Below are 19,297 nucleotides of genomic sequence, written 5' to 3' on the forward strand. Positions count from 1 at the left end.
GTGTTCCCTTCAGGCCTTGCTCAGGCGTTTGCCGATTTCGATGATGGGTTTCTCCAGCAGCACATGGGCTGCCATGCCCACAGCCAGGGTCGCCAGGAAGGAGGCGACCACCAGCATCCAGGCCGTACTGGCCGAGGGCATCAGATAGAGGTACAGCGTGCCGAACACCCCCAGCACAAAGGGATGGGTCAGGTAGATGGAGTAGGACGCATCGCCCATGCGAACCATGATGTCGCGCTGGGTCCACTGACGCCCTGCCTCACGCTGCACTTTCTCGCGGTTCAGCAGCGTCAGCAGCAAGAGGCTGTATGCGCCACCAAAAGCCAGCACCCGTATGGGGTTTTCCTGGTTGATCTCGCCGGACTCGGCGAACAGCATGCCCAGCACAACCAGAACGGCGGCGAGAGCCAGCGGGCGCCACTGACCGAAGCGGCGCAGCCACTCCCAGTGGCGATAGACCAGCGCCCCCATGGTGAACTGCAGCATGTACAGCGACAGCACATGGAAGTCCCAGAAGCTCACACCACCCCATGCCTGCAGGCACCACTTGCCAAGCGCCAGAGCCGAGAGCCCGAGCATCACCGCCAGTAGCCAGCGGGAACCGAGGAAGCGGGCTACCAGGAACACCGTGGCGTAGAACACCAACTCGTGCTCTACCGTCCAGCCCACGAACAGCAGCGGCAAGCGCTCCTGCGGCAACATCAACAAGGACTGCGTGACCGATCCCCAGTCATGCTCTCCCGAGCCCATGGTCATGCTCGGGTTGTACAGCCAGAGCATCACCAGCAGGCCGGTAAAGAACATGTACAGCGGGAATATCCTGAAGAAACGGCTGATCAGCCAGCGCCGCGGCTCGAAGCGCGTGGTAAAGGTGATATAGGACATGATGAAGCCGCTGATCACGAAGAACATGTCCGGCGCCGAATAGCCCAGACGGTCGATGTACAAGCGCCCGGCCTGCTCCCAGCCAGGCAACTTGTGGGCCACGTCCAGCGCGTGAACGATCAGCACCATGAACACTGCAAGCCCACGCAGACGCTGGACGCTGAGCAGCTCCCCACGGTGCACCACTGCCGGAGACAGGGCACGCCCGTAGAGGTCACTGACACTCCGCAGCAGGGTGGTCATCGACGGGCCAGCAGCAAGGGCTGGGATTCGCCCTTGACCGTTTTGATGGAGACCTCGCTGAAACCGATACGCTTGCACAGGTCGATCAGGTAACTCGACTCGTAGGCGACCGCCGCCTCGGGGTTGGCCAGCGACTCCACGGCGGCAGCGCCGATGCGATGGGCGAAGGTATGGCGGGTCATGAAGGTAGGCGGCGGGAAGTCCAGGCAGAACACGTACATGGCCATGCAACTGCCCGGCCGCAGGATGCGGAAGGACTCTGCGCAGTAGTTGTGCAGCTCCTCCTCCAGCAGGTGGGTGTAGAGGGAGGTAGAGAACACCAGATCGGCGCTCGCGTCGTCCAGGGGGATCGAGTAGAAGGCCTTGCGCCCAGCCTCGTTGCGATAGGTAGCGCTGCTGTGGGTGGACTTGATGAAGTTGAAGCGCTCTGCGTCGAAATGATCGCGACACCAGGCGAGCATCTCGTCGTCGATATCGATGCCGGTGTAGTGACCGGTGAAGCGCTCTCCCTTGAAGTCGTAGTCGCGCATGTGATGGGCGTAGCGACCGCAGCCAACGCCGATGTCGACGATGTGCGAGTCCAGGCCGACAAAGCCCTTCTCCATCATGTAGTACCAGAAGTTACGCGCGGCCGTCAGGTAGACGATCTGGTTGTGGAACAGCTTCGAGCCGGCACCGATGCGTACGCGCATGTAGTTCGGCGGCAGGTTGCGGAATTCCTGGAAGAGCAGCCCTGGCATGACGTCACCCAGCGACAGCACATGCTTGAGAATCGGGTTGTAACTCAGCGTGGCGAGCGAGGGGGCCAGCTTTCTTGCCCAGCGGATCATCATGGGAACAGCTCCTCCATCTTCAGCCCCGGGGACAGTTCCACCGAGATCAGGTTCTTGTATAGGTCGAGCAATGTGTCCAGGTGGCGGCTGCGGGTATGATTGCGCGCGACCAGTGAGCGGGCCTCGCGCCCCAGTTCTACCAGGCTGGAAGCCTCGTCCATGGCACGCTGCAATGTCTCGGTCAGGGAGGCGGCGCTGACGCTCCTGGTGAGAAAGCCGGTGCGCCCATCCAGCACATAGTCGGGAATGCCGCCCACCGGAAAGGCCAGCACTGGCGTCTCGAAGGCCATGGCCTCGATCCCGACCAGTGGGCCCGGATCGTCCCAGACCGAGGGCAGCACGAAGAGGTCGGCGCGACGGTAATAGCCGGCCAGACGCTCCTGGGTCAGCCACTCGATGAACTCAATGCGCTCGGCGATGCCCAGCCTTTGAGCCAGTGCACGTGCAGCCGGCAGGCGCGGACCGGACGACACGGATACCAGTCGCCAGTCGCCCTGCACACCAGCCAGGGCGCGCACCAGTACTTCAAGACCCTTGCCCTTGACCGCCTGGCCGGTGAACAGCAGATGCAGGGGCCGATCACGCCCCGGCACTCCGTCATGCTTGTCATCGCCCATGGGCAACACGCCCAGGGCCTGCTGATCGAAGCGGCTGAAATAAGGCACCACCCTCACCCGCTGTTCGGTGAAGCCGTTCAGCAACAGCACACGACTCATGTGCCGACTGCCCACCACCGAGGCCGAGAAAGCCTGATAGGCAGCGCGCTCTTCCAGTTTGCCCGGCAGGTCCTGCAGCGCAGGCAGGCGTCCTCCGCTCCGGGACGGGCCAACCAGGCAACCTTGCAGGGCGCAGCTCCAGCCCAGGGGCTTCTGGCAACGGTCGCCCGGGAAACGCCGGCGGCCGCGCCGCAGGCACATGGAGGTGTAATCGTGGAAGGAGCGCAGCAGCGGCACACCTAGGCGCGGCAACAAGCGCAGCAGCGGCAGGTCACTGCACAGGTGCAGATGCAGCAGGTCCGGACGCCAGACTTGCAGAGCCGCCAGTGCTTCCTCGGCCGCACCGAGCTGGGTCAGCCCGGCCTTGGTCAGGGGCAGCAGGGTCACTCCACGGCAGTCGAGGAACTCCGGTACCACTCCACCACCATGGGCCAGCGCGACGCTGTGACCGCGCTCGGCGCAAGCACGAGCCAGCTCTAGCACGTAGTTGGGCAAACCACCTATGGTCAGGGTCTCCACCAGCAGGAGTATCCTCATCGGGCCTCCTCCAGCCGTGCCAGACCGACTGCCTCGGCGCGACTGTCGCTCAGCCCCAGACCAAGCAGCACCACCAGCAGGAAGTGCATGTTCTGCAGCAGGAGCATGTCCACCGAGGCGAACACCATGTAGGCCGCCAGCGTACCGATCGCCGCCAGGGTGAAAGGGGCTGCGTCATCCTTCAGGCGCTCGCGCCAGCGCCGGGCCAGTGCGCGAGCCACGATCACGAGAAACGCCACATATCCCAGCAGGCCCAGCAGGCCCGTGCCCGCGAGTATTTCCAGGTAGGTGTTGTGGGCATGCAGGGAGGCGTAGCCCAGTTCCACATTCAGGGTCACGCTGCGGGCAAAGAACTCGTCACGGAAATTGCCCAGCCCGACGCCCAGCAGCGGGTTGTCCTTGAACACATCGAACACCACGCCCCAGATGATCAGGCGATCCAGCACCGCTTCGGGTCGCCCCGGCACGAGGCCGGCAAGGGTACCGTCCCAGGTGGGGGATAGCGCCAGCACCGCCAGCAGGCCCAGCGCACCGAACAGCCCTGCCAACACCAGCCAGCGCAGCAATCCTGGGCGCAGTACCAGCTGCATGACCAGCACCAGGGTCAACGCCCCCAGCAAGCCGCCCCTGGACTTGGTCGCGGCCAGGCCGGCCAGGCACACCAGCAGGCACAGCCCCGCCAGCAGTCGCAACCAGGGACGAGGTGACAGGAACAGGTGGGCGATGGCCACGCTCATGCACATCACCAGGTACATAGCCAGGCCTTGTGCACCACCGAAGGCACTGCCCGCCCGCCCGGAGATGTCGAATGTATGGCGGATCTGCGCCAGGTCACCCTCGGGAATGGGCACTGGAATACCCAGCATACCGGTGATACGGGTGCCATTGCTGGCCAGCTCGTAAAGCCCGTCCACGGCGAACAGGCAAGGCACCAGCAGCAGGGTCAGCGCGACAAAAAGCCAGAAGCGCGGATCGGGGCGGAACACCAGCATCAGCAGCGGCAGCACCATGAACCATTCGACGATACGCAGCAGCTGCTTGAGGCTGTTGCCCTGGGCGATCGAACCCACCTGAGCCAGGCAAATGGCAATCAGAAATGGAGTGATCGCGCGCACCAGAATGGGTGCGCGCCAGCGCTCCAGTCGCGGCCCCTCTTCGCGCATCAGCATGAAAGGCCAGAGCAGGCACCAGATCACCAGCAGACCATCGGCGGCGTTGACCGGGATCCCACCCAGAGCTTTCTGAATCGGGATGGCCAGGCTGATCACGAAGGGAACCAGCACCAGCCCCGGATGCCGACTCAGCAGCAGCGCTCCACCCAGCCCCAACCCCAAGGCCATGCCTGGCAGTGGATAGAGCGTCGTGAGCAGCGCCAGGGCGAAGCCCAGCGGGAATGCCAACACCACCCCACGGCGAGCGATGCTGCCGTGTTCGGTGAGCCAGGCCTCAGACGCCACGCCCGGCCTCCTCGGCAAAAGGATTCATACCCATCACCCGCAGGTTGGAGCGCAGCAGGGCCAACGCGCCTTCTCGGCGCTCCGGTGCCAGATACAGCAGGGCTGCCCTGGCGCTGCCCAGCATCATCACCAGGTCGGTAAACAGCTTGAGCAGGCACAGCTCCCACAGTGCTCGGTGCTTGCGGTACAGGCGATAGCGGCTGCGACGCAGCTCATAGCGCATGCGCAGGGCAGTGGCACTCAGCTCCGGACGAGCCCGCTGGCCGCTGGGTGCCCTGCCCGAGGAGCGTCCGCCATGGTGCAGCACCCGAGCATCGGGCAGCAGCCACAGGGACCAGCCGGCGTTGCCGGCACGAGTGCACCAATCCACGTCCTCGTCGTACATGAAGAAGCCTTCATCCAGCACACCAACGCTGATCAGCAACGAACCGCGGATCATCATGCAGGCGCCATGCAGGCGTTCCAGAACCACGGGGGCCTCCTGGCCCTCGGCCGGAAACTGCGGACCGCGCAGGGCACGGCGGACCATCTCAAGCGGCGTCGGGAAGCGGCAGGGATAGTCCTGGTCGGCACCATCCGAGGCGTTCACCACCCGACCACTGACGGCCCCTACCTGCGGGTTCTGGTCCAGCGCCCGGATCATGCGGTCCAGGGTGCCGGCCTCGACCAGTGCATCGCTGTTCAGCAGCAGCACGTAGTCGCTGCGGCAGTCACGCAGTACCAGGTTGTTACCTGCGGCGAAGCCCAGGTTGGCTCCAGCATCGACTAGACGTACGTCCGGGTGCGCGGCGCCGATGAGCGTCAGGCTGCCATCTCCGGAATCGTTGTCCACCACCGCGATCTGCAAAGCCACATTGGTGGGTGCGAACTGTTTGAGAGAGTCGATGCACTCCACCACCAGCGCCGGAGTCTTGTAGTTAACGATGGATACCGTCAGCGTCGCGCTCATGTCGCCGCCCCTCCCTCTTCGCGCAGGCGCGCACCCAGCGCCCGGCAGTATGCCCGCAGGAAATCCTCGCCCAGCCCAGCAACCCCAAAGGCCTCATGGCTCCGCTGCATGTCCAGCCAGAAACCGTCATGCTCGCGCAAATCGCTTACCAGCAATTGGCCAGAACCGTGGCCCTCGATAAGCCATTGGGCGATTCGCCCGGTGGCCGTGCCGTGACCGGCGCCGAGGTTGTACAACCCCGGCCTCAGTCGCGACACAATCTGAGGGAGCCAGGACGCCAGGATCTCGACCGGCAGGAAGTCGCGTTCGACGAAGGGGCTCATGTCCAGCACGATCCGCGCATCCCCGACCAGGCTACGCGACGCCATGGCGAAGAAGCTGCGTCGCCCCTCCTCCAGCTCGTAGCCACAGACGTTGCTCAGCCGCAGCACAGTGAGGCGATCCCCGAGCAAGGCCGCCAGCGCTTCCTCGCTGTGCAGCTTGGCCATCCCGTAAGGATTGACTGGTTGCGTCGGCAGGGCTTCGTGCAAGCGCCCTCCAGCCCGGGCCGGACCATAGACCATGCGCGAACTGAGCATCAGGTAGCGCACCTCGGGGCGGCTCAGCAAGCGCTCACCCAGCTGCAGGTCGATGTCACGAGAGGCGCTGTAGGGCTCGCGCTTGAGGGAGTCGTTGAAGGCGCAGTTGATCAGGCAATCCACACCCTCCAGCCAGTCATCCTCCAGCAGCGCCTGGCGCCAGCCGACGAAGCGCCAGCCGGCTGCTTCCGGGCGCGCCTTCAGCGCCCGGCCGATGAAGCTGCCCTGCCCTACCACTGCCACCGTCATGGCTGGCTCCAGAAGTAGGCATGCATGCTCAGGCGCTGCCGCCAGCTCAGCGGCAGCAACCGATAGCGCTGCCCCAGAGCGAAGCCCAGGTATTTGCAGAAGGTACGCGTCAGCACACCGATCACAGCCAGTGGCTGCAACGGGCTAAGCGCCGCCGACAGCTCGCCGCGTAGGAAACGCATGCCTTCGCCCGAGGACGCCAGACGCACCCGACTCAACTCATCGTCCATGGCCATCAGGGTGCCGATATCGAAATAACGCCGCAGCTCCTGCGCCAAGCTGTAGGCATGGCTATGCACCGCCAGCGCCAAGGGCTGATAGACGCGCACGCCGCCGCGCTGGAGCAGGCGCAGGGCCGCGGCCATGTCCTCACCCATGGGCAACGCTTCGGGGAAGCCTCCGGCCGCCTGTAGCGCCTGACGCCGATAAGCAGAGAAGGAGTTGGAGCAGAACACGGCCTTGATGCCACGCGATGCCAGATCAGCCATACCGGTTCGATCCGCCACGGCCGGGTAATTGAACTCCCTGGCGAAGCGCTCGGCGAGTTTCGATCCTGGCCGGGGCAGCTGGCGGCCATAGACCAGCGCCACCTGTGGATCGTCGAAAGGCTCCAGCAGTTGTTTTAGCCAATCGGCGCCCTGCGGGCAGGCGTCCTGAGTGAGAAACACCACGAACTCGCTGTCGGCACACAGGGACAACCCAAGGTTGCGGGTGCTGCCGTGGCCGAACTCGCTGCGGCGAATGGCATGTAGCTCGAAGCCGGCAGCCCGGATGAGTTCGGCGCTGGTGTCGCTCGATTCCGAGTCGATGAACAGCACCCGGCGCGGTGCCTCGGGTAACGCCGCAAAAGCGGCAAAGAGACCCGGCAGGTAGCGCTCAGCGTTGAGCGTGAGGATCACCACGCTGCTGCGTGCCACGACATCAGAACGCATTCTTGCCTCCAAAGCCGCCCAGCACGGTCTTCAGCACGATCCACAGGTCCAGCTCGATGGACCAGTTCTGGATGTATTGGATGTCATAGGAGAAACGCTCGGTCAGGTGCTCCTCGGTGAAGGTGTTGCCACGCAGGCCATTGACCTGGGCCCAACCCGTAATGCCGGGGCGCACCTTGTAGCGTTCGACGAAATCCTGCACCACTGCCTCGTAGGTACGGTCGCCGGCTTTCACGCCCGGTGGGTGTGGTCGTGGCCCGACCACCGACATATGCCCCAGCAGCACGTTAATGAACTGGGGAAACTCATCGAGGCTGGTGCGCCGGAGGAACTCGCCCACCCGGGTAACGCGACTATCGCCACGCTCGGTGAGACGGATTTCCTTGCTCGCACCATCCGGATCGTGAGTCATGCTACGGAACTTGTAGATGCCAAACAGCTGGTTGCGCAGGCCGTAGCGCTGCTGGCGGAACAACACCGGACCAGGGGACTCCAGACGGATAGCGAGGGCGATCAGCAAGCCCAGTGGGAGGAAGGCAAGTAGTGCCGTGGCGGAGAAACCGATATCGAACAGACGCTTGAGCAGCCGCCCCTCTACCGGCAACCGATTCATACCCAGCAGCATCATGCGGTGCGGCCCCTGCTTGGGCCAGTTGGCGAAGGCATGCCGCAACACTGGCACCTCGGGCGCCAGGTAGACGCTGCCCAACTGGGTCCGTAGCAATGCGGCCAGTTCGTTGACGCGAACTCCGGCACTGTTGGGCAGGGCGATTACCACACCATCTATGTCACGAGGCAGGCTGCCCAGTTGCGAGGTATTGGCCAGCAGCGGCACCGGCAGGCTAGCCGGATCGATACGCGACTGGCGGTCCTCAATGAAGCCCACTACCTCGATATCCGGCTCATGCAGCGCCATGTGACGCGCGATGGCTATGCCCTGTTCTCCGGCGCCGACTATCACCAGCCGGGTGCTGTAGTTCCAGTGGCGCGCCAGGCGCTCCAGCAGGAGCCGCCCGCCGAGGGAGAACACCAGCACCAGCAACAGCAGCGCCACAAGAAGATGGATCGACAATAGCGGGTGCCCGGCCAGCAGCAGCAGGCACTGCAGTGCAGCGACCGCAATAACGGCGTTGAGCAGCGCGCTGGTGAGTTTCAGAGCCAAGTCTGCTCCGGGCTGGCCCAGCCCCTTGTAGGTACGTACCGGCATCGACATGCCGAACAGAACTAGGAACACGGCCCACAAGCGCAGCTCATCGCGCAGCCCTGCGGGCTCGCCACCTACCAGCAGCAGCAGCGTCAGCACCGCGAGGAAACTGGCGACGCCATGCACCAGGCGCAGCAACAAAAGCTCCACGCGCGCCAGCGCTGCCGCATCGAAACGGCGGCTAGCAGTCTTCCCTTCTTGCGCCACATTCTCGACACGCAGCCTCAGCGCACGCCGAACGGCCCCCATCGCCTCGCTCGAACCCATGGTCTCTCTCGGAATCTGTCGTTCACGGGGCGCCGCTCTGATCGAGACGGCGCGACCATCACTGGTTCAGACCTGCGCGACTTCGCGGGCAGCCACCAGCGCACCCAGTGCCGGCAGCATCAGCTCTCCAGGAGTGCCGAACAGCTCGGGGTAGCGATCCAGATTCGAGGCGTACCAATCCACCAGCATGCCTAGGTCATCCTTGAGGCTGTGCTGGGGCTTCCAGCCCATGTTCTGCAGCTTGTCCCATGAGATGGAGTAACGGGCATCGTTGAAAGGACGATCCGGCACGAACTCCACCACCTCGTCGAGGCCTCGGCCGAAATGGCCGCACAGCATCTCGGCCATCTGCAGGTTGGTGTACTCCTCGCTGGTACCGATGTTGTAGGTCTGGCCGATCTCACCCTGCTCGGCGACGAACAGCACCGCGCGCGCGAAGTCTCGCGTGCTGAGGTAGTGCCGACGATTGCTGCCATTGCCATGCAGCGGCAGGCGCCGGCCGGTCAGCAGGTGGCAGATGAAGCGCGGAATGATCTTCTCGGGGAACTGGCGGATGCCATAGAGGTTGTTTGCCCGGATGATCACGATGGGCTCGTGGTAGGACTGTATGTAGCCCCGCAGAATCATCTCGGCCGCAGCCTTGGAGGAGGAGTAGGGGTTGGTGGGCCGCAGCACATCGTCTTCGGCCGCCGCGCCATGCATGACCTCGCCATAGACTTCGTCAGTGCTGACATGCACCACTTTGGGCACTCGCTCCTGGCGGCAGGCCTCCATCAGTGCATGAGTGCCCAGAACGTTGGTGCGGGTGAACTCCAGAGAGTTGCCGAAGGAATTGTCCACGTGGCTCTCCGCTGCCGCATGGATCACTAGGCTGGCATCTTTCACCACCCGGCGACACAGCTCCAGATCCGCCACGTCACCGACCAGCAACTGAGCACGGTTGGAGAACACATGGTGGGAAATGTTTCTGACATCCCCCGCATAGGTCATCTTGTCCAGGATGACCACACGGGCATCCGGGTACTTCAGACAAGCCTCATCAACGATATGTGACCCGGCGAAACCGGCACCACCCGTAATTACGATCTTGCGCATGCAAAGTCCCTCCCCGGCAACTTTCCGAACACGGAAAGCCGAGCGTGATACCCATTATCAAAAATGGAGCTTTAGTTGAGTCGCACCTCAGCGCTTTTAACTTTCGCCCACTAGAGCAGTTAAAATTGACGCCATTTTTTTATCGTTATTATTTAAAGCAGTGCGCGACATCAACGGTTAGCTACACGCACCCAGAAAAAACAAACCAGCATCAGCAGACCAGCAAAATTCACGCCAGCGTATATGTGTGAAAGCCCATTTGAAGACAGGAAATTCCACGACAAAAAGCTAGCAAGCACTATCAGCAACAACGAAGTCGCATGATAGAGCAGGTTTGTGACGGGTATTCGAGCCGCCAACAGCGCCAACTGCAAGGGAGCTGCCAATGCAATGAACAACCCGCCTAAGGCCAGATAAAAAAGCGAGGCCTCCCCCGCCCGATATCCGTCTCCATAGAAGAGCGCCAGCAACGCGCCACCTTGCAGCCAGACGAGCGACACAAATACCAAGGCAGGCCCCATGAACAGCAGCGCCACCTTCCCTACGTATCGCGACAAAGCCTTGGGCGCCATCACCTGATAGCGCTCCATGAACCTCGGGCGAAAATAATTGGTCAATCCGATCAGCAGCGGATTCAGCAAATTCGCCAGCGCCATACACGCCGCAAAAATCCCGGCTCCCGCAGCCCCAGCCTTAGCCAAAACTAGCCAGGGGTAGAGCTGCGCCCCAGCCACATGGCATGTCGTACCCAGAATCAACCAGCGACCGTACTGAAAGTACTGACGCAACCAATACCGCGTCTCCCGCCCCCAGCCAGCCCTGAATTCAATGCTTAAGTGCCTGAAAAACAGAAAGATAGAGAAAGCTATCGCAACAGTAATCGCTACATAAGCTGTGGCGGCAGACAGATACCCCGTGACACCTAGAACGAAGACTAAAACAACTTGCAGGCCAGATGAAAGCACATCATTGCAAAATGCCATCGTCAATTTATTAGCGACATGTAAATGACGCTTAAACATTTCCCTGAAGGCAATAGCCAATAGTGCAAATGGCAAGGAGATAACAACACTCTCCAAACTCTGCACACCGGAAAGAAAGAGAATAGGAACACTCAGCCCCAAGACTACCGACAGGCCAAATACCCCGCAGTAGGCAGCCATAAGCATGGAGCTGCGTCGCGCAGGAGCACTTGAGTAGAAGTAGGTATAGGGCGTTGCCAGCAGGGCATCACTTATACAAACAGTCAGGAAGCAGAACGAGTATGCGACAGCGTAATAGCCAAGCTCCGCCTGCCCACCCCAGCGAGCAATAAGCAAACCAGTCAGAAAAGTTGAAATGCTTTGTGCCGCCTGCCCTGACAGCACGAACATCGCCCCCCCCAGATGCGCACGCATCCAAGCCAGGTATCTCGCCCCCATACGCCCCAACACCCCTATGCACGACTACCTAACTAACGGAAACTGCTGCGCCTCACCCAAGACTGCCAGCAGAACGACTGGCCCTCTGTACCATTGAAATGGGCTAACCAATAGAGAGTCGCCCACAGGATAGAAGGCACATAGCCACCAAACCAGCCCCGCCATCCACTACCGCTTGGCTCTCAAGTCCATTCGCACCACAAGTCGAGCTCAGATCCAATTCCGCAGACCGCTCTCAGGTTACTCGACTACCATCGCCGCCCTGCAAAGCCCCTTCTACCCCCACCTGAACACATGCCCCGCCGGCCTGCACCGCAGCTTTCCTGATAGAATCCCGCCCTTCGCGCACTGGCGAGCCTGCCGTCCGCTCTTGCACCTCTGCTTTCCGATCGCCGCCATGCCCCTAAAATCAGCTTCAACCGCAGACACCCAGCGCCCGCCACTCTGCCGCCGCTTCTCCGTCGCCCCCATGATGGACTGGACGGATCGTCACTGCCGCTACTTCCTGCGCCAGCTGTCCAGCCAGGCACTGCTCTACACCGAGATGGTCACCACCGGCGCCCTGCTGCATGGCGACACCCAGCGCTTCCTGCGCTACCACGACTGCGAGCACCCGCTGGCCCTGCAGCTGGGCGGTAGCAATCCTGTCGATCTTGCCGCCTGCGCACGCCTGGCCGAGGAGCATGGCTACGACGAGGTCAACCTGAACGTCGGCTGCCCCAGCGACCGGGTGCAGAACAACATGATCGGCGCCTGCCTGATGGGCCACCCGCAGCTGGTGGCAGACTGCGTCAAAGCCATGCAGGACGCGGTGAAGATTCCAGTGACGGTCAAACACCGCATCGGCATCAACGGCCGCGACAGCTACGCCGAGCTGTGCGACTTCGTTGGTACCGTACGCGAAGCCGGCTGCACCAGCTTCACCGTGCATGCACGCATCGCCATCCTCGAGGGCCTGTCGCCCAAGGAGAACCGCGAGATTCCGCCGCTGCGCTATGAGGTGGCGGCGCAGCTCAAGCAGGACTTCCCGGACCTGGAGATCATCCTCAATGGCGGTATCAAGACCCTCGAGGAATGCCAGGCCCACCTGCAGACCTTCGATGGCGTGATGCTGGGCCGCGAGGCCTATCACAACCCCTACCTGCTGGCGCAGGTCGATCAGCAGTTGTTTGGCCTGGACAAGCCGGTGATCAGCCGAGCCGAGGCGCTGACCCGCATGCGCCCCTATATCGAGCAGCATCTTGCCGAAGGCGGGGCGATGCACCATATCACCCGCCATGTGCTGGGTCTGGCCCAAGGCTTCCCTGGCGCCCGCCGCTTCCGCCAACTGCTCTCGGTAGACGTGCACAAGACCCAGGACCCGCTGGCCCTGCTCGACCAGGCCATCGAACTGCTCGCCGGCCACTGAAAAGCCCGCGCCAGACGTTGAAGCGCCCCGTGCGGCTCGGGTAAGGTCGAGGTCATGTAACGACAGGGCCTCGTCATGACCTCCAAGCTGGACCAACTCAAGCAGTTCACCACCGTGGTCGCCGATACCGGAGACCTCGACGCCATCAGCCGGCTCAAACCGGTAGACGCCACCACCAACCCCTCGCTGCTACTCAAGGCCGCCGCGCTACCGCGCTACGCCGAGCTACTGGACCAGGCAGTGGCCGGCTGCGCCGGTGACCTCGGCCTGGCCTGCGACCGCTTCGGCGTGGCCGTCGGCCAGGAGATCCTCAAGGTGATTCCGGGGCGCATCTCCACCGAGGTGGACGCCCGCCTGTCCTTCGACACCCAGGCCACCCTGCGCCGCGCCGAACGCATCATCGGCCTGTACGACCAGGCCGGCATCGGCCGTGAGCGAGTGCTGATCAAGATCGCCTCAACCTGGGAAGGCATACGCGCCGCCGAGCAGCTGGAGAAGTCCGGCGTCCAGACCAACCTGACCCTGCTGTTCTCCTTCGCTCAGGCCGCGGCGTGCGCCGACGCCGGCGTGTTCCTCATCTCGCCCTTCGTCGGCCGCATCTACGACTGGTACAAGAAGGCCGAAGGCCGCGACTTCGTTGGCGCCGAGGACCCGGGCGTGAAATCCGTCTCGCGCATCTACCAGTACTACAAGGCCAACGGCTACCCGACCGTGGTGATGGGCGCGAGCTTCCGTAATCCGGGCCAGATCGAACAGCTGGCGGGCTGTGACCGCCTGACCATCAGCCCCGAGCTGCTGCAGCAACTGGCCGACGACCAAGGCGAGCTGCCACGCACCCTCACTCCCGGTGCCGGCGAAGCGCGCCAGGCACTGGATGAGAAAGGCTTCCGCTGGGCCATGAACGAAGACGCCATGGCTACCGAGAAACTGGCCGAGGGCATCCGCCTGTTCGCCCGCGACCAGGAGAAACTGGAAGCACTGCTGGCCAACCGCAGCTGATCGGCAAGCAAATAAAAAGGGCGATATCCACAGTGGATATCGCCCTTTTTCATGCCCGCTCGAAACTCAGCTGCGCTCCAGCGCGCTCACCAAGTCGTGGAAGGCCTCGCGGTTGGACTCATTGAGCCCCATGAGAATACGGTGAGCTTCCAGCACCTTGGCCTTGACCACCTCTTCCGACTGGTCCTGCGATGGCAGGTCGCTCAGACACTCCGGGCACGGGATTGGCCGGTCGACGATGTTGAACACCTGATCAAAGCCCATGGACTGCAGCAGACGGGTGATGTCCTCGTGGGTGGTGACCACGGTGGGCAACAGGCCGATCTTCTGCCTGGACAGGATGGAGAGCTTGGCCAGCAGGCCAAGGGTAGTGCTATCGATGCTACGGGTTTCCGTCAGATCGATGACGATCGCCGAGAAATTCAGCGCCGAGAAGATTTTTTCGATCGTGGAATCCAGCGCCGAACACAAAGTCAGGCGGACTTCGCCGATGAACTTCAGAACGAAGGTACCGTCCTGCTCGGCGAACTGGATCCTACCGGGGCTATTCCCAGGATTCATGCAAGGTTCCTGCTCAACACCAGCAAGGCAATATCATCCGGCATCTCGCCGAGATTGGCCAGCCCGAACACCTGACGCAACCCGTCGAGGGTGCCACCAGCCTCGCTAACCAGCCTAGGCAGCGCGGCCTCTTTGTCTTTGAGCGTATCGCCGGGCAAAAGGTCCAGAATGCCGTCGGACATCAGACTGAGGCTGAAGGACTGCGGCAACTGCATGACCAGATCGTTGTAAGTGGCTTCTTCGAACAGCCCGACCGGCAGGCCGCGGCCCTCCAGGTATCGGGCCTCGCCCTCGCTGAACAGCACCGGCAACGGCAGATGGCCACCAATGCTGTAGGTCAGCTGGCCGCTCTGCAGGTCGATCACGCCGCCCAGCATCGTTACATGCTTGCCCAGCTTGCAGTTGATCAGGCCCCGGTTGATATGGCCGAGCACATCGGAGGGCTTGAACTCGGGCAACACACCATTGCGCCGCCACTCGTAGAGCAGGCGCGTGGTCATGAACTTGAGCAGCACGGTGACGAAGGCCGAGGAAGCGCCGTGGCCGGAAACGTCGGCCAGATAGAAGGCCACCCGATGCTCGTCGACACGGAAGTAGTCGGCGAAGTCGCCAGACAGGTACAGCGACGGGATGATCTGGTGCGCGAACTGCAGACCATCCGCCTCCCAGGGCGTGGTCGGCAGCATGTTCATCTGCACCTGGCGCCCGGCGTTCTGGTCTTCCTGCAGCAGATGCAGACTGGCCTGCAGCTCGCGGTTGGCCGCTTCCAGTTTTTCGCGATAGCGCTGGTTCTCCAGGCGCAGGTGCGAGCGATCCAGCGCGCGGTGCACCGAGTGCTCCAGCACGGCCAGGTCTTCCAGGGGCTTGATCAGGTAGTCAGCGGCGCCCAGGCGCAGGGCTTCCACCGCATCGTTCATCACTCCGGCGCCGGAGACGACGATGACCGGGACTTCGCTGTTGAGCACATTGATCCGGCGGATCAGTTCGAGGCCGTCGATCTGCGGCATGCGCAGATCGCAGATGATCAGGTCGGGCTGTTCACGCTCGAACACCTCCAATCCCTGCAGACCGTTCCCGGCCTGCAAGACCTGGAAACCGCTGTCGTCTAGATAGGCGGCGAGGCTCGCTCGCACTACCTCGTCATCATCGATAAGCAGCAGCTTGGCGCTGGTTTTGTGCATGGGCCATCCAGGCAAACGACGCCGGAAAGAAGTTGAACGTGGCGCCGGAGGCAGACGAAACGTCTACACCCGGTCGATTCAAGGCGCAGACGGTACTCCCATCCGCCAGGCGATTCAAGCAGCCTGCCGATTGTCGCCCAGCGCCTTTACACCTGAAATCGGCGGGGGTTATAAACCCTTGGGGAGCGCCCTTAAAACAAGAGGATAGGGTCCATGAGCCAGAATGATCGTGCCTACAGCGAGAAACGTGATTTCATCCGCATGCGACTGGAAACCCCGGTCACCCTCCACCACGCCGGCAAGGAAATCCAGGCCCAGTGCCTCGACCTGTCCAGTACTGGCATGCACGTGGAAGCCAACTGCCAACTGGCAATGGGCGATCAGGTGAAAGTACACATCCCTTCCGACCACAGCGAACTCAAGGGGCTCGAAGCCCAGACCGAAGTGGTGCGAGTGACGCCACTGGACAACGGCCGGACCTCGATAGGCCTGGCGATACTGTCGATGAGCTGAAAACAAGAAAGGCGGCCTAGGCCGCCTTTCTGCTGTTTCGGCTGGACGAATCAGAAGTCGTCCACGACTTCGCCGTCCTTCACGCGGAACTCGCGGTTCTGCAGGTAGGCGTTGCGGATGAAGATGTACTTGTCGCCGGTGATCATCTTCTCCGCCGACAGCAGGCTGGCGCGGGTGTCGACGACATTGACCGCACGGGTCACGTTGCGGGTCGGCACGTGGTCGATGTACGGGTACGGGCCGAGGAAGCTGTCCGGGATCTTGGCCGGGGCATCGCGCAGGCTGCTCGGACCGAGGAGCGGGATCACCAGGTACGGACCGCTGCCCACGCCCCAGGCGCCCAGGGTCTGACCGAAGTCTTCGTCGCTGCGCTGCAGGCCCATCTCGCTGGCCACGTCGAAGAAGCCCAGCAGGCCGACGGTGGTGTTGAAGATCAGGCGGCTGGTGTCGACGCCGGCGTCATGCACCTTGCCCTGCAACAGGTTGTTGGCCAGGTTGGTCACGTCGCCGATGTTGCGGAACACGTTGTGCACGCCATCTTCGAAGAATTGCGGGGTGACCGCCTGGTAGCCCTTGGCAACGGGCTTCAGTGCGTAGGTATCGAGAGTGTCGTTGAAGCTGAAGATCGGCCGATTGAGGCCCTCCCACGGGTCCTCCTCCGCAGCGCTCGCTGCCAGAGGCAGCACGGCCAGCATGGCGCAGGCGCACAAACGGCTCATTCGACCGAGCCAGCTCGCATCGATCATTCCCATTTACAGTCTCCCCATTGCATCAGTAGTGTGGCGGCACACGGCCAGCCGGAAATCCCTCTAGGCCGCGCAGTATAAACCTCGCCGCCGTCCATGACAGCAGCATAGCGGACTCCAGCATGTCGGAAAAACGCCTGCTCCACACCGCCCACATCCCCGTACGCTGGGGCGACATGGACAACTACGGCCACGTCAACAACACCATCTACCTGGAGTACGTCCAGGAGGCGCGCGTCGCCTGGTTCGCCAGCGTAGGTATCGACATCGATCACGCCCCCGAGGGCCCGGTGGTACTGCAGACCCTGCACACCTACCTGAAACCGGTGGTGCACCCGGCCACCGTGGTCATCGAGCTCTACGCCGGTGCCGTCGGACGCAGCAGCCTGGTGGTGGAGCACCGCCTGACCACCCTGGAAGACCCGCATAACTGCTATGGCGAGGGCCACTGCAAGCTGGTGTGGATCGATCACGCCAGCAACCTCTCAGTCCCGGTGCCGGCTGACGTACGCCGGGTCATGGGCTGCGACTGACCGTCACCGGATCGTCACAGGCGCTCGCTACCCTGCCCCGACCGCTTCGGGAAACGAGTCGCCATGCCAGAGTCCCAGTTCACCGCCCTTCTATTCGGCCTCACCGGCTGCCTGGTCGACCACGGCGCCCGTACCCTGCCGGTCGCCCTGCAGCACAGCGGACTGAGCGACCCACAGGACCCTCGCCTGCTGCCCGCCCTGCAATCCAGTGCGACCGAGCGCGCCGAAGCGCTGCCCGGCGTAGCCAAGCTGCTGCAGAAACTGCGCACCCAGCGCCTGCCGCATGCCTGGCTGGATGAACTGCCCGACCATGCGACCGGACCATTGACCAGCGGCTTGCCCTGCGAGGTAGCCAGCGCCCCACGCAACGGTGCACGCCCCTGGCCCGCGCCGGACAGCGTCTGGCAGACCCTGAGCCAGCTCGAAGTGAACCGCCTGGACGGCTGCGTGCTGATCGCTAGCGAGCCGCGCCTGCTGCAGGCCGGGCTCAATGCCGGGCTGTGGTGCATCGGCCTGGCCACCTGCGGCTCGCTGTGCGGCCTGGCCCTCGGTGATTGGCAGGCATTGCCAGCCACGGAGCGGGAGAAGTTGCGCGCCCAGGCCACCCTGGAGCTGTACAGGCTCGGCGCCCACTCGGTGATCGACCATCCCGGCGAGCTGGAGGCCTGCCTGCAGGATCTGGCCGTGCGCCGCAGCAAGGGTGAAAAACCCTGACACCATTTATTGCTGTGGATCAGGCAGCTGCTATCGACCTGGATTAACCTTCAGAGACGAGGGAGCGAACCCGTACGGCGCCGGCGGGTCCACTCTTGGGTAGTCAGAAGGAGAAGACCATGTCCCAACGCCTGAGCCAACACTTCCAGCAACTGCGCGACGAGCTCGCCAGCGACACCCCGCTGGACACCGAGGACCGCGCCGCGCTGCTCGAACTGATGCAGGAGATCGACCTGAAACTGGCCAAGGAGCTGGCCGGAGACCCCGATGCCACCTTGGTGGACGGCGTCAACCTGGCGGTCGAGCGCTTCGAGAGCCAGCACCCCACCCTCACCGGCACCCTGCGCAATATCCTGCAGAGTCTGGCCAACATGGGCATCTGATTCGCCCGCGCAGAAAAAAGCCCGCATGCGCGGGCTTTTTCGTTACTGGCGTACCAGCCGGCGGTTGTCCGGCGTGATCACCTCGGTGCTGCGGCAAGGGTTGATGTCCAGCCCGCCGCGGCGCACATAGCGCGCATAGACGGTCAGCTTCTGCGGCTTGAGCAGGCGCTGCAGATCGAGGAACACCCGCTCCACGCACTGCTCGTGGAAGTCCTGATGCTGGCGGAAGCTCACCACGTAAGCCAGCAGGCTGGCCGCATCCAGGCGCGGACCACGGTAGTCGACTACAAGAGTGCCCCAGTCCGGCTGGCCGGTGACCGGGCAGTTGGACTTCAGCAGGTGGCTATACAGCAGCTCTTCCACCACGTCGTCGCCACAGCGCAGCAGTTCCGGCCGCGGATGGGCGTAGTCGCTGACCGCGATCTCCAGATCATCGACGCAGCGCCCCGGCAGCGCGGCCACGCCCTCGGCGGCCACCTCGTCCAGGCCACGCACGCGCACCGCCACCGGCGCACCGGCGCAGGCCGACAGGTCACGCGCCAGTACCGCCTCGACCGCTGCCGCATCGGCGTAGGCGGTCTGGTTCAGCGAGTTGAGGTAGAGCTTGAACGACTTGGACTCGATGATGTTCGGCGAGTCGGCCGGGATGGCGAACTCGCCGATGGCCACCACCGGCTTGCCGGTCGGGGTCAGCCAGGACAGCTCGTAGCAGTTCCAGAAGTCCACGCCCCGATAGGGCAAGGTACTGGCCGTCAGCCCCAGTTCGGCCCACTTGGTGGTGCGGGAGATGGGGAACAGCAGCTCGGGAGCGTACTGGGAAACGTATTCGCTGGACTTGCCCAACGGCGAGTGTTCGGCGGGATGCTGCATGACGGCGGCCTGGAAAGCGGAAA

The 19,297-nt window shown here is 63.1% G+C and carries 20 protein-coding genes; 6 read left to right on the forward strand and 14 right to left on the reverse strand.

The window, feature by feature from the left end; translation table 11 throughout:
• Window positions 1–9: 9 nt before the first annotated feature.
• From PTT45_RS00355 to PTT45_RS00400, 10 genes are all read right to left on the reverse strand, one after another.
• Window positions 10–1,128 (reverse strand): acyltransferase family protein, encoded by a 1,119-nt coding sequence (locus tag PTT45_RS00355; protein WP_273810873.1) that lies wholly within the window; start codon window positions 1,126–1,128, stop codon window positions 10–12.
• Complete coding sequence (locus tag PTT45_RS00360) at window positions 1,125–1,961, reverse strand: class I SAM-dependent methyltransferase (RefSeq protein ID WP_273810874.1); 837 nt, start codon at window positions 1,959–1,961, stop codon at window positions 1,125–1,127. Before PTT45_RS00360 ends, PTT45_RS00355 begins: the two co-directional genes overlap by 4 nt.
• Window positions 1,958–3,214 (reverse strand): glycosyltransferase family 4 protein, encoded by a 1,257-nt coding sequence (locus PTT45_RS00365; RefSeq protein WP_273810875.1) that lies wholly within the window; start codon window positions 3,212–3,214, stop codon window positions 1,958–1,960. Before PTT45_RS00365 ends, PTT45_RS00360 begins: the two co-directional genes overlap by 4 nt.
• Window positions 3,211–4,671, reverse strand: coding sequence for an O-antigen ligase family protein (locus PTT45_RS00370; protein ID WP_273810877.1), 1,461 nt, complete (start codon window positions 4,669–4,671; stop codon window positions 3,211–3,213). The genes PTT45_RS00365 and PTT45_RS00370 overlap by 4 nt, the downstream gene beginning before the upstream one ends.
• Window positions 4,661–5,620 (reverse strand): glycosyltransferase family 2 protein, encoded by a 960-nt coding sequence (locus PTT45_RS00375; RefSeq protein WP_273810878.1) that lies wholly within the window; start codon window positions 5,618–5,620, stop codon window positions 4,661–4,663. The genes PTT45_RS00370 and PTT45_RS00375 overlap by 11 nt, the downstream gene beginning before the upstream one ends.
• A complete protein-coding gene (locus PTT45_RS00380) occupies window positions 5,617–6,447 on the reverse strand; it encodes an NAD-dependent epimerase/dehydratase family protein (protein ID WP_273810879.1) in 831 nt (276 codons plus the stop codon). Before PTT45_RS00380 ends, PTT45_RS00375 begins: the two co-directional genes overlap by 4 nt.
• Window positions 6,444–7,379 (reverse strand): glycosyltransferase family 2 protein, encoded by a 936-nt coding sequence (locus PTT45_RS00385; protein WP_273810880.1) that lies wholly within the window; start codon window positions 7,377–7,379, stop codon window positions 6,444–6,446. The genes PTT45_RS00380 and PTT45_RS00385 overlap by 4 nt, the downstream gene beginning before the upstream one ends.
• On the reverse strand, window positions 7,369–8,721 hold the full coding sequence (locus PTT45_RS00390) for an exopolysaccharide biosynthesis polyprenyl glycosylphosphotransferase (protein ID WP_273810881.1): 1,353 nt from the start codon (window positions 8,719–8,721) through the stop codon (window positions 7,369–7,371). Before PTT45_RS00390 ends, PTT45_RS00385 begins: the two co-directional genes overlap by 11 nt.
• Window positions 8,722–8,916: 195 nt before the next feature.
• Window positions 8,917–9,945, reverse strand: a complete 1,029-nt coding sequence (locus PTT45_RS00395) for a GDP-mannose 4,6-dehydratase (protein ID WP_273810882.1) — start codon at window positions 9,943–9,945, stop codon at window positions 8,917–8,919.
• 170 nt (window positions 9,946–10,115) lie between these two features.
• Window positions 10,116–11,318, reverse strand: coding sequence for a lipopolysaccharide biosynthesis protein (locus tag PTT45_RS00400; RefSeq protein WP_273810883.1), 1,203 nt, complete (start codon window positions 11,316–11,318; stop codon window positions 10,116–10,118).
• 445 nt (window positions 11,319–11,763) lie between these two features.
• On the opposite strand from PTT45_RS00400, the gene dusA reads away from it, so the two are divergent.
• Both dusA and tal read left to right on the forward strand, forming a co-directional pair.
• Entirely contained in the window at window positions 11,764–12,774 is a 1,011-nt protein-coding gene (dusA, locus tag PTT45_RS00405; protein ID WP_273810884.1) for a tRNA dihydrouridine(20/20a) synthase DusA, read from the forward strand.
• 75 nt (window positions 12,775–12,849) lie between these two features.
• Window positions 12,850–13,773, forward strand: coding sequence for a transaldolase (tal, locus tag PTT45_RS00410; RefSeq protein ID WP_273810885.1), 924 nt, complete (start codon window positions 12,850–12,852; stop codon window positions 13,771–13,773).
• A gap of 66 nt (window positions 13,774–13,839) precedes the next feature.
• Here the strand turns inward: tal and rssC are convergent, their stop codons facing one another.
• Both rssC and rssB read right to left on the reverse strand, forming a co-directional pair.
• On the reverse strand, window positions 13,840–14,334 hold the full coding sequence (gene rssC / locus PTT45_RS00415) for an anti-sigma factor antagonist RssC (RefSeq protein WP_043310650.1): 495 nt from the start codon (window positions 14,332–14,334) through the stop codon (window positions 13,840–13,842).
• On the reverse strand, window positions 14,331–15,515 hold the full coding sequence (gene rssB, locus PTT45_RS00420) for a two-component system response regulator RssB (protein WP_273810887.1): 1,185 nt from the start codon (window positions 15,513–15,515) through the stop codon (window positions 14,331–14,333). Before rssB ends, rssC begins: the two co-directional genes overlap by 4 nt.
• Before the next feature lie 213 nt (window positions 15,516–15,728).
• Between rssB and PTT45_RS00425 the strand changes: the two genes are divergently transcribed.
• The gene (locus tag PTT45_RS00425; protein ID WP_273810888.1) at window positions 15,729–16,028 is read left to right on the forward strand and encodes a PilZ domain-containing protein; all 300 of its coding nucleotides are present in this window, start codon (window positions 15,729–15,731) and stop codon (window positions 16,026–16,028) included.
• 50 nt (window positions 16,029–16,078) lie between these two features.
• Here PTT45_RS00425 and PTT45_RS00430 read toward each other — a convergent pair whose 3' ends face one another.
• Window positions 16,079–16,780 (reverse strand): MlaA family lipoprotein, encoded by a 702-nt coding sequence (locus PTT45_RS00430; RefSeq protein ID WP_273810889.1) that lies wholly within the window; start codon window positions 16,778–16,780, stop codon window positions 16,079–16,081.
• Between the two features lie 116 nt (window positions 16,781–16,896).
• Here PTT45_RS00430 and PTT45_RS00435 point away from each other — a divergent pair, with 116 nt between their 5' ends.
• The 3 genes from PTT45_RS00435 (at window position 16,897) to PTT45_RS00445 (ending at window position 18,404) form a co-directional block, all read left to right on the forward strand.
• Window positions 16,897–17,307, forward strand: a complete 411-nt coding sequence (locus PTT45_RS00435; protein WP_273810890.1) for an acyl-CoA thioesterase — start codon at window positions 16,897–16,899, stop codon at window positions 17,305–17,307.
• Between the two features lie 63 nt (window positions 17,308–17,370).
• The gene (locus tag PTT45_RS00440; protein WP_273810891.1) at window positions 17,371–18,021 is read left to right on the forward strand and encodes an HAD family phosphatase; all 651 of its coding nucleotides are present in this window, start codon (window positions 17,371–17,373) and stop codon (window positions 18,019–18,021) included.
• Window positions 18,022–18,140: 119 nt separating this feature from the next.
• On the forward strand, window positions 18,141–18,404 hold the full coding sequence (locus PTT45_RS00445; RefSeq protein WP_273810892.1) for a DUF4404 family protein: 264 nt from the start codon (window positions 18,141–18,143) through the stop codon (window positions 18,402–18,404).
• A gap of 42 nt (window positions 18,405–18,446) precedes the next feature.
• Here the strand turns inward: PTT45_RS00445 and queF are convergent, their stop codons facing one another.
• On the reverse strand, window positions 18,447–19,274 hold the full coding sequence (queF, locus tag PTT45_RS00450; RefSeq protein WP_273810893.1) for an NADPH-dependent 7-cyano-7-deazaguanine reductase QueF: 828 nt from the start codon (window positions 19,272–19,274) through the stop codon (window positions 18,447–18,449).
• Window positions 19,275–19,297: the final 23 nt, after the last annotated feature.

Source organism: Pseudomonas sp. Gutcm_11s, from assembly GCF_028649395.1.
In the GTDB taxonomy this organism is placed as follows: Bacteria; Pseudomonadota; Gammaproteobacteria; order Pseudomonadales; family Pseudomonadaceae; genus Aquipseudomonas.

Coding starts and splice junctions, on each gene's coding strand:
- PTT45_RS00355 (WP_273810873.1), bottom strand. CDS start 1,128: ATGACCACCCTGCTGCGGAGTGTCAGTGACCTCTACGGGCGTGCCCTG.
- PTT45_RS00440 (WP_273810891.1), top strand. CDS start 17,371: ATGCCAGAGTCCCAGTTCACCGCCCTTCTATTCGGCCTCACCGGCTGC.
- PTT45_RS00380 (WP_273810879.1), bottom strand. CDS start 6,447: ATGACGGTGGCAGTGGTAGGGCAGGGCAGCTTCATCGGCCGGGCGCTG.
- PTT45_RS00435 (WP_273810890.1), top strand. CDS start 16,897: ATGTCGGAAAAACGCCTGCTCCACACCGCCCACATCCCCGTACGCTGG.
- PTT45_RS00385 (WP_273810880.1), bottom strand. CDS start 7,379: ATGCGTTCTGATGTCGTGGCACGCAGCAGCGTGGTGATCCTCACGCTC.
- PTT45_RS00360 (WP_273810874.1), bottom strand. CDS start 1,961: ATGATGATCCGCTGGGCAAGAAAGCTGGCCCCCTCGCTCGCCACGCTG.
- tal (WP_273810885.1), top strand. CDS start 12,850: ATGACCTCCAAGCTGGACCAACTCAAGCAGTTCACCACCGTGGTCGCC.
- PTT45_RS00365 (WP_273810875.1), bottom strand. CDS start 3,214: ATGAGGATACTCCTGCTGGTGGAGACCCTGACCATAGGTGGTTTGCCC.
- PTT45_RS00395 (WP_273810882.1), bottom strand. CDS start 9,945: ATGCGCAAGATCGTAATTACGGGTGGTGCCGGTTTCGCCGGGTCACAT.
- PTT45_RS00400 (WP_273810883.1), bottom strand. CDS start 11,318: ATGTTCGTGCTGTCAGGGCAGGCGGCACAAAGCATTTCAACTTTTCTG.
- PTT45_RS00430 (WP_273810889.1), bottom strand. CDS start 16,780: ATGGGAATGATCGATGCGAGCTGGCTCGGTCGAATGAGCCGTTTGTGC.
- rssB (WP_273810887.1), bottom strand. CDS start 15,515: ATGCACAAAACCAGCGCCAAGCTGCTGCTTATCGATGATGACGAGGTA.
- PTT45_RS00375 (WP_273810878.1), bottom strand. CDS start 5,620: ATGAGCGCGACGCTGACGGTATCCATCGTTAACTACAAGACTCCGGCG.
- PTT45_RS00445 (WP_273810892.1), top strand. CDS start 18,141: ATGTCCCAACGCCTGAGCCAACACTTCCAGCAACTGCGCGACGAGCTC.
- dusA (WP_273810884.1), top strand. CDS start 11,764: ATGCCCCTAAAATCAGCTTCAACCGCAGACACCCAGCGCCCGCCACTC.
- rssC (WP_043310650.1), bottom strand. CDS start 14,334: ATGAATCCTGGGAATAGCCCCGGTAGGATCCAGTTCGCCGAGCAGGAC.
- queF (WP_273810893.1), bottom strand. CDS start 19,274: ATGCAGCATCCCGCCGAACACTCGCCGTTGGGCAAGTCCAGCGAATAC.
- PTT45_RS00425 (WP_273810888.1), top strand. CDS start 15,729: ATGAGCCAGAATGATCGTGCCTACAGCGAGAAACGTGATTTCATCCGC.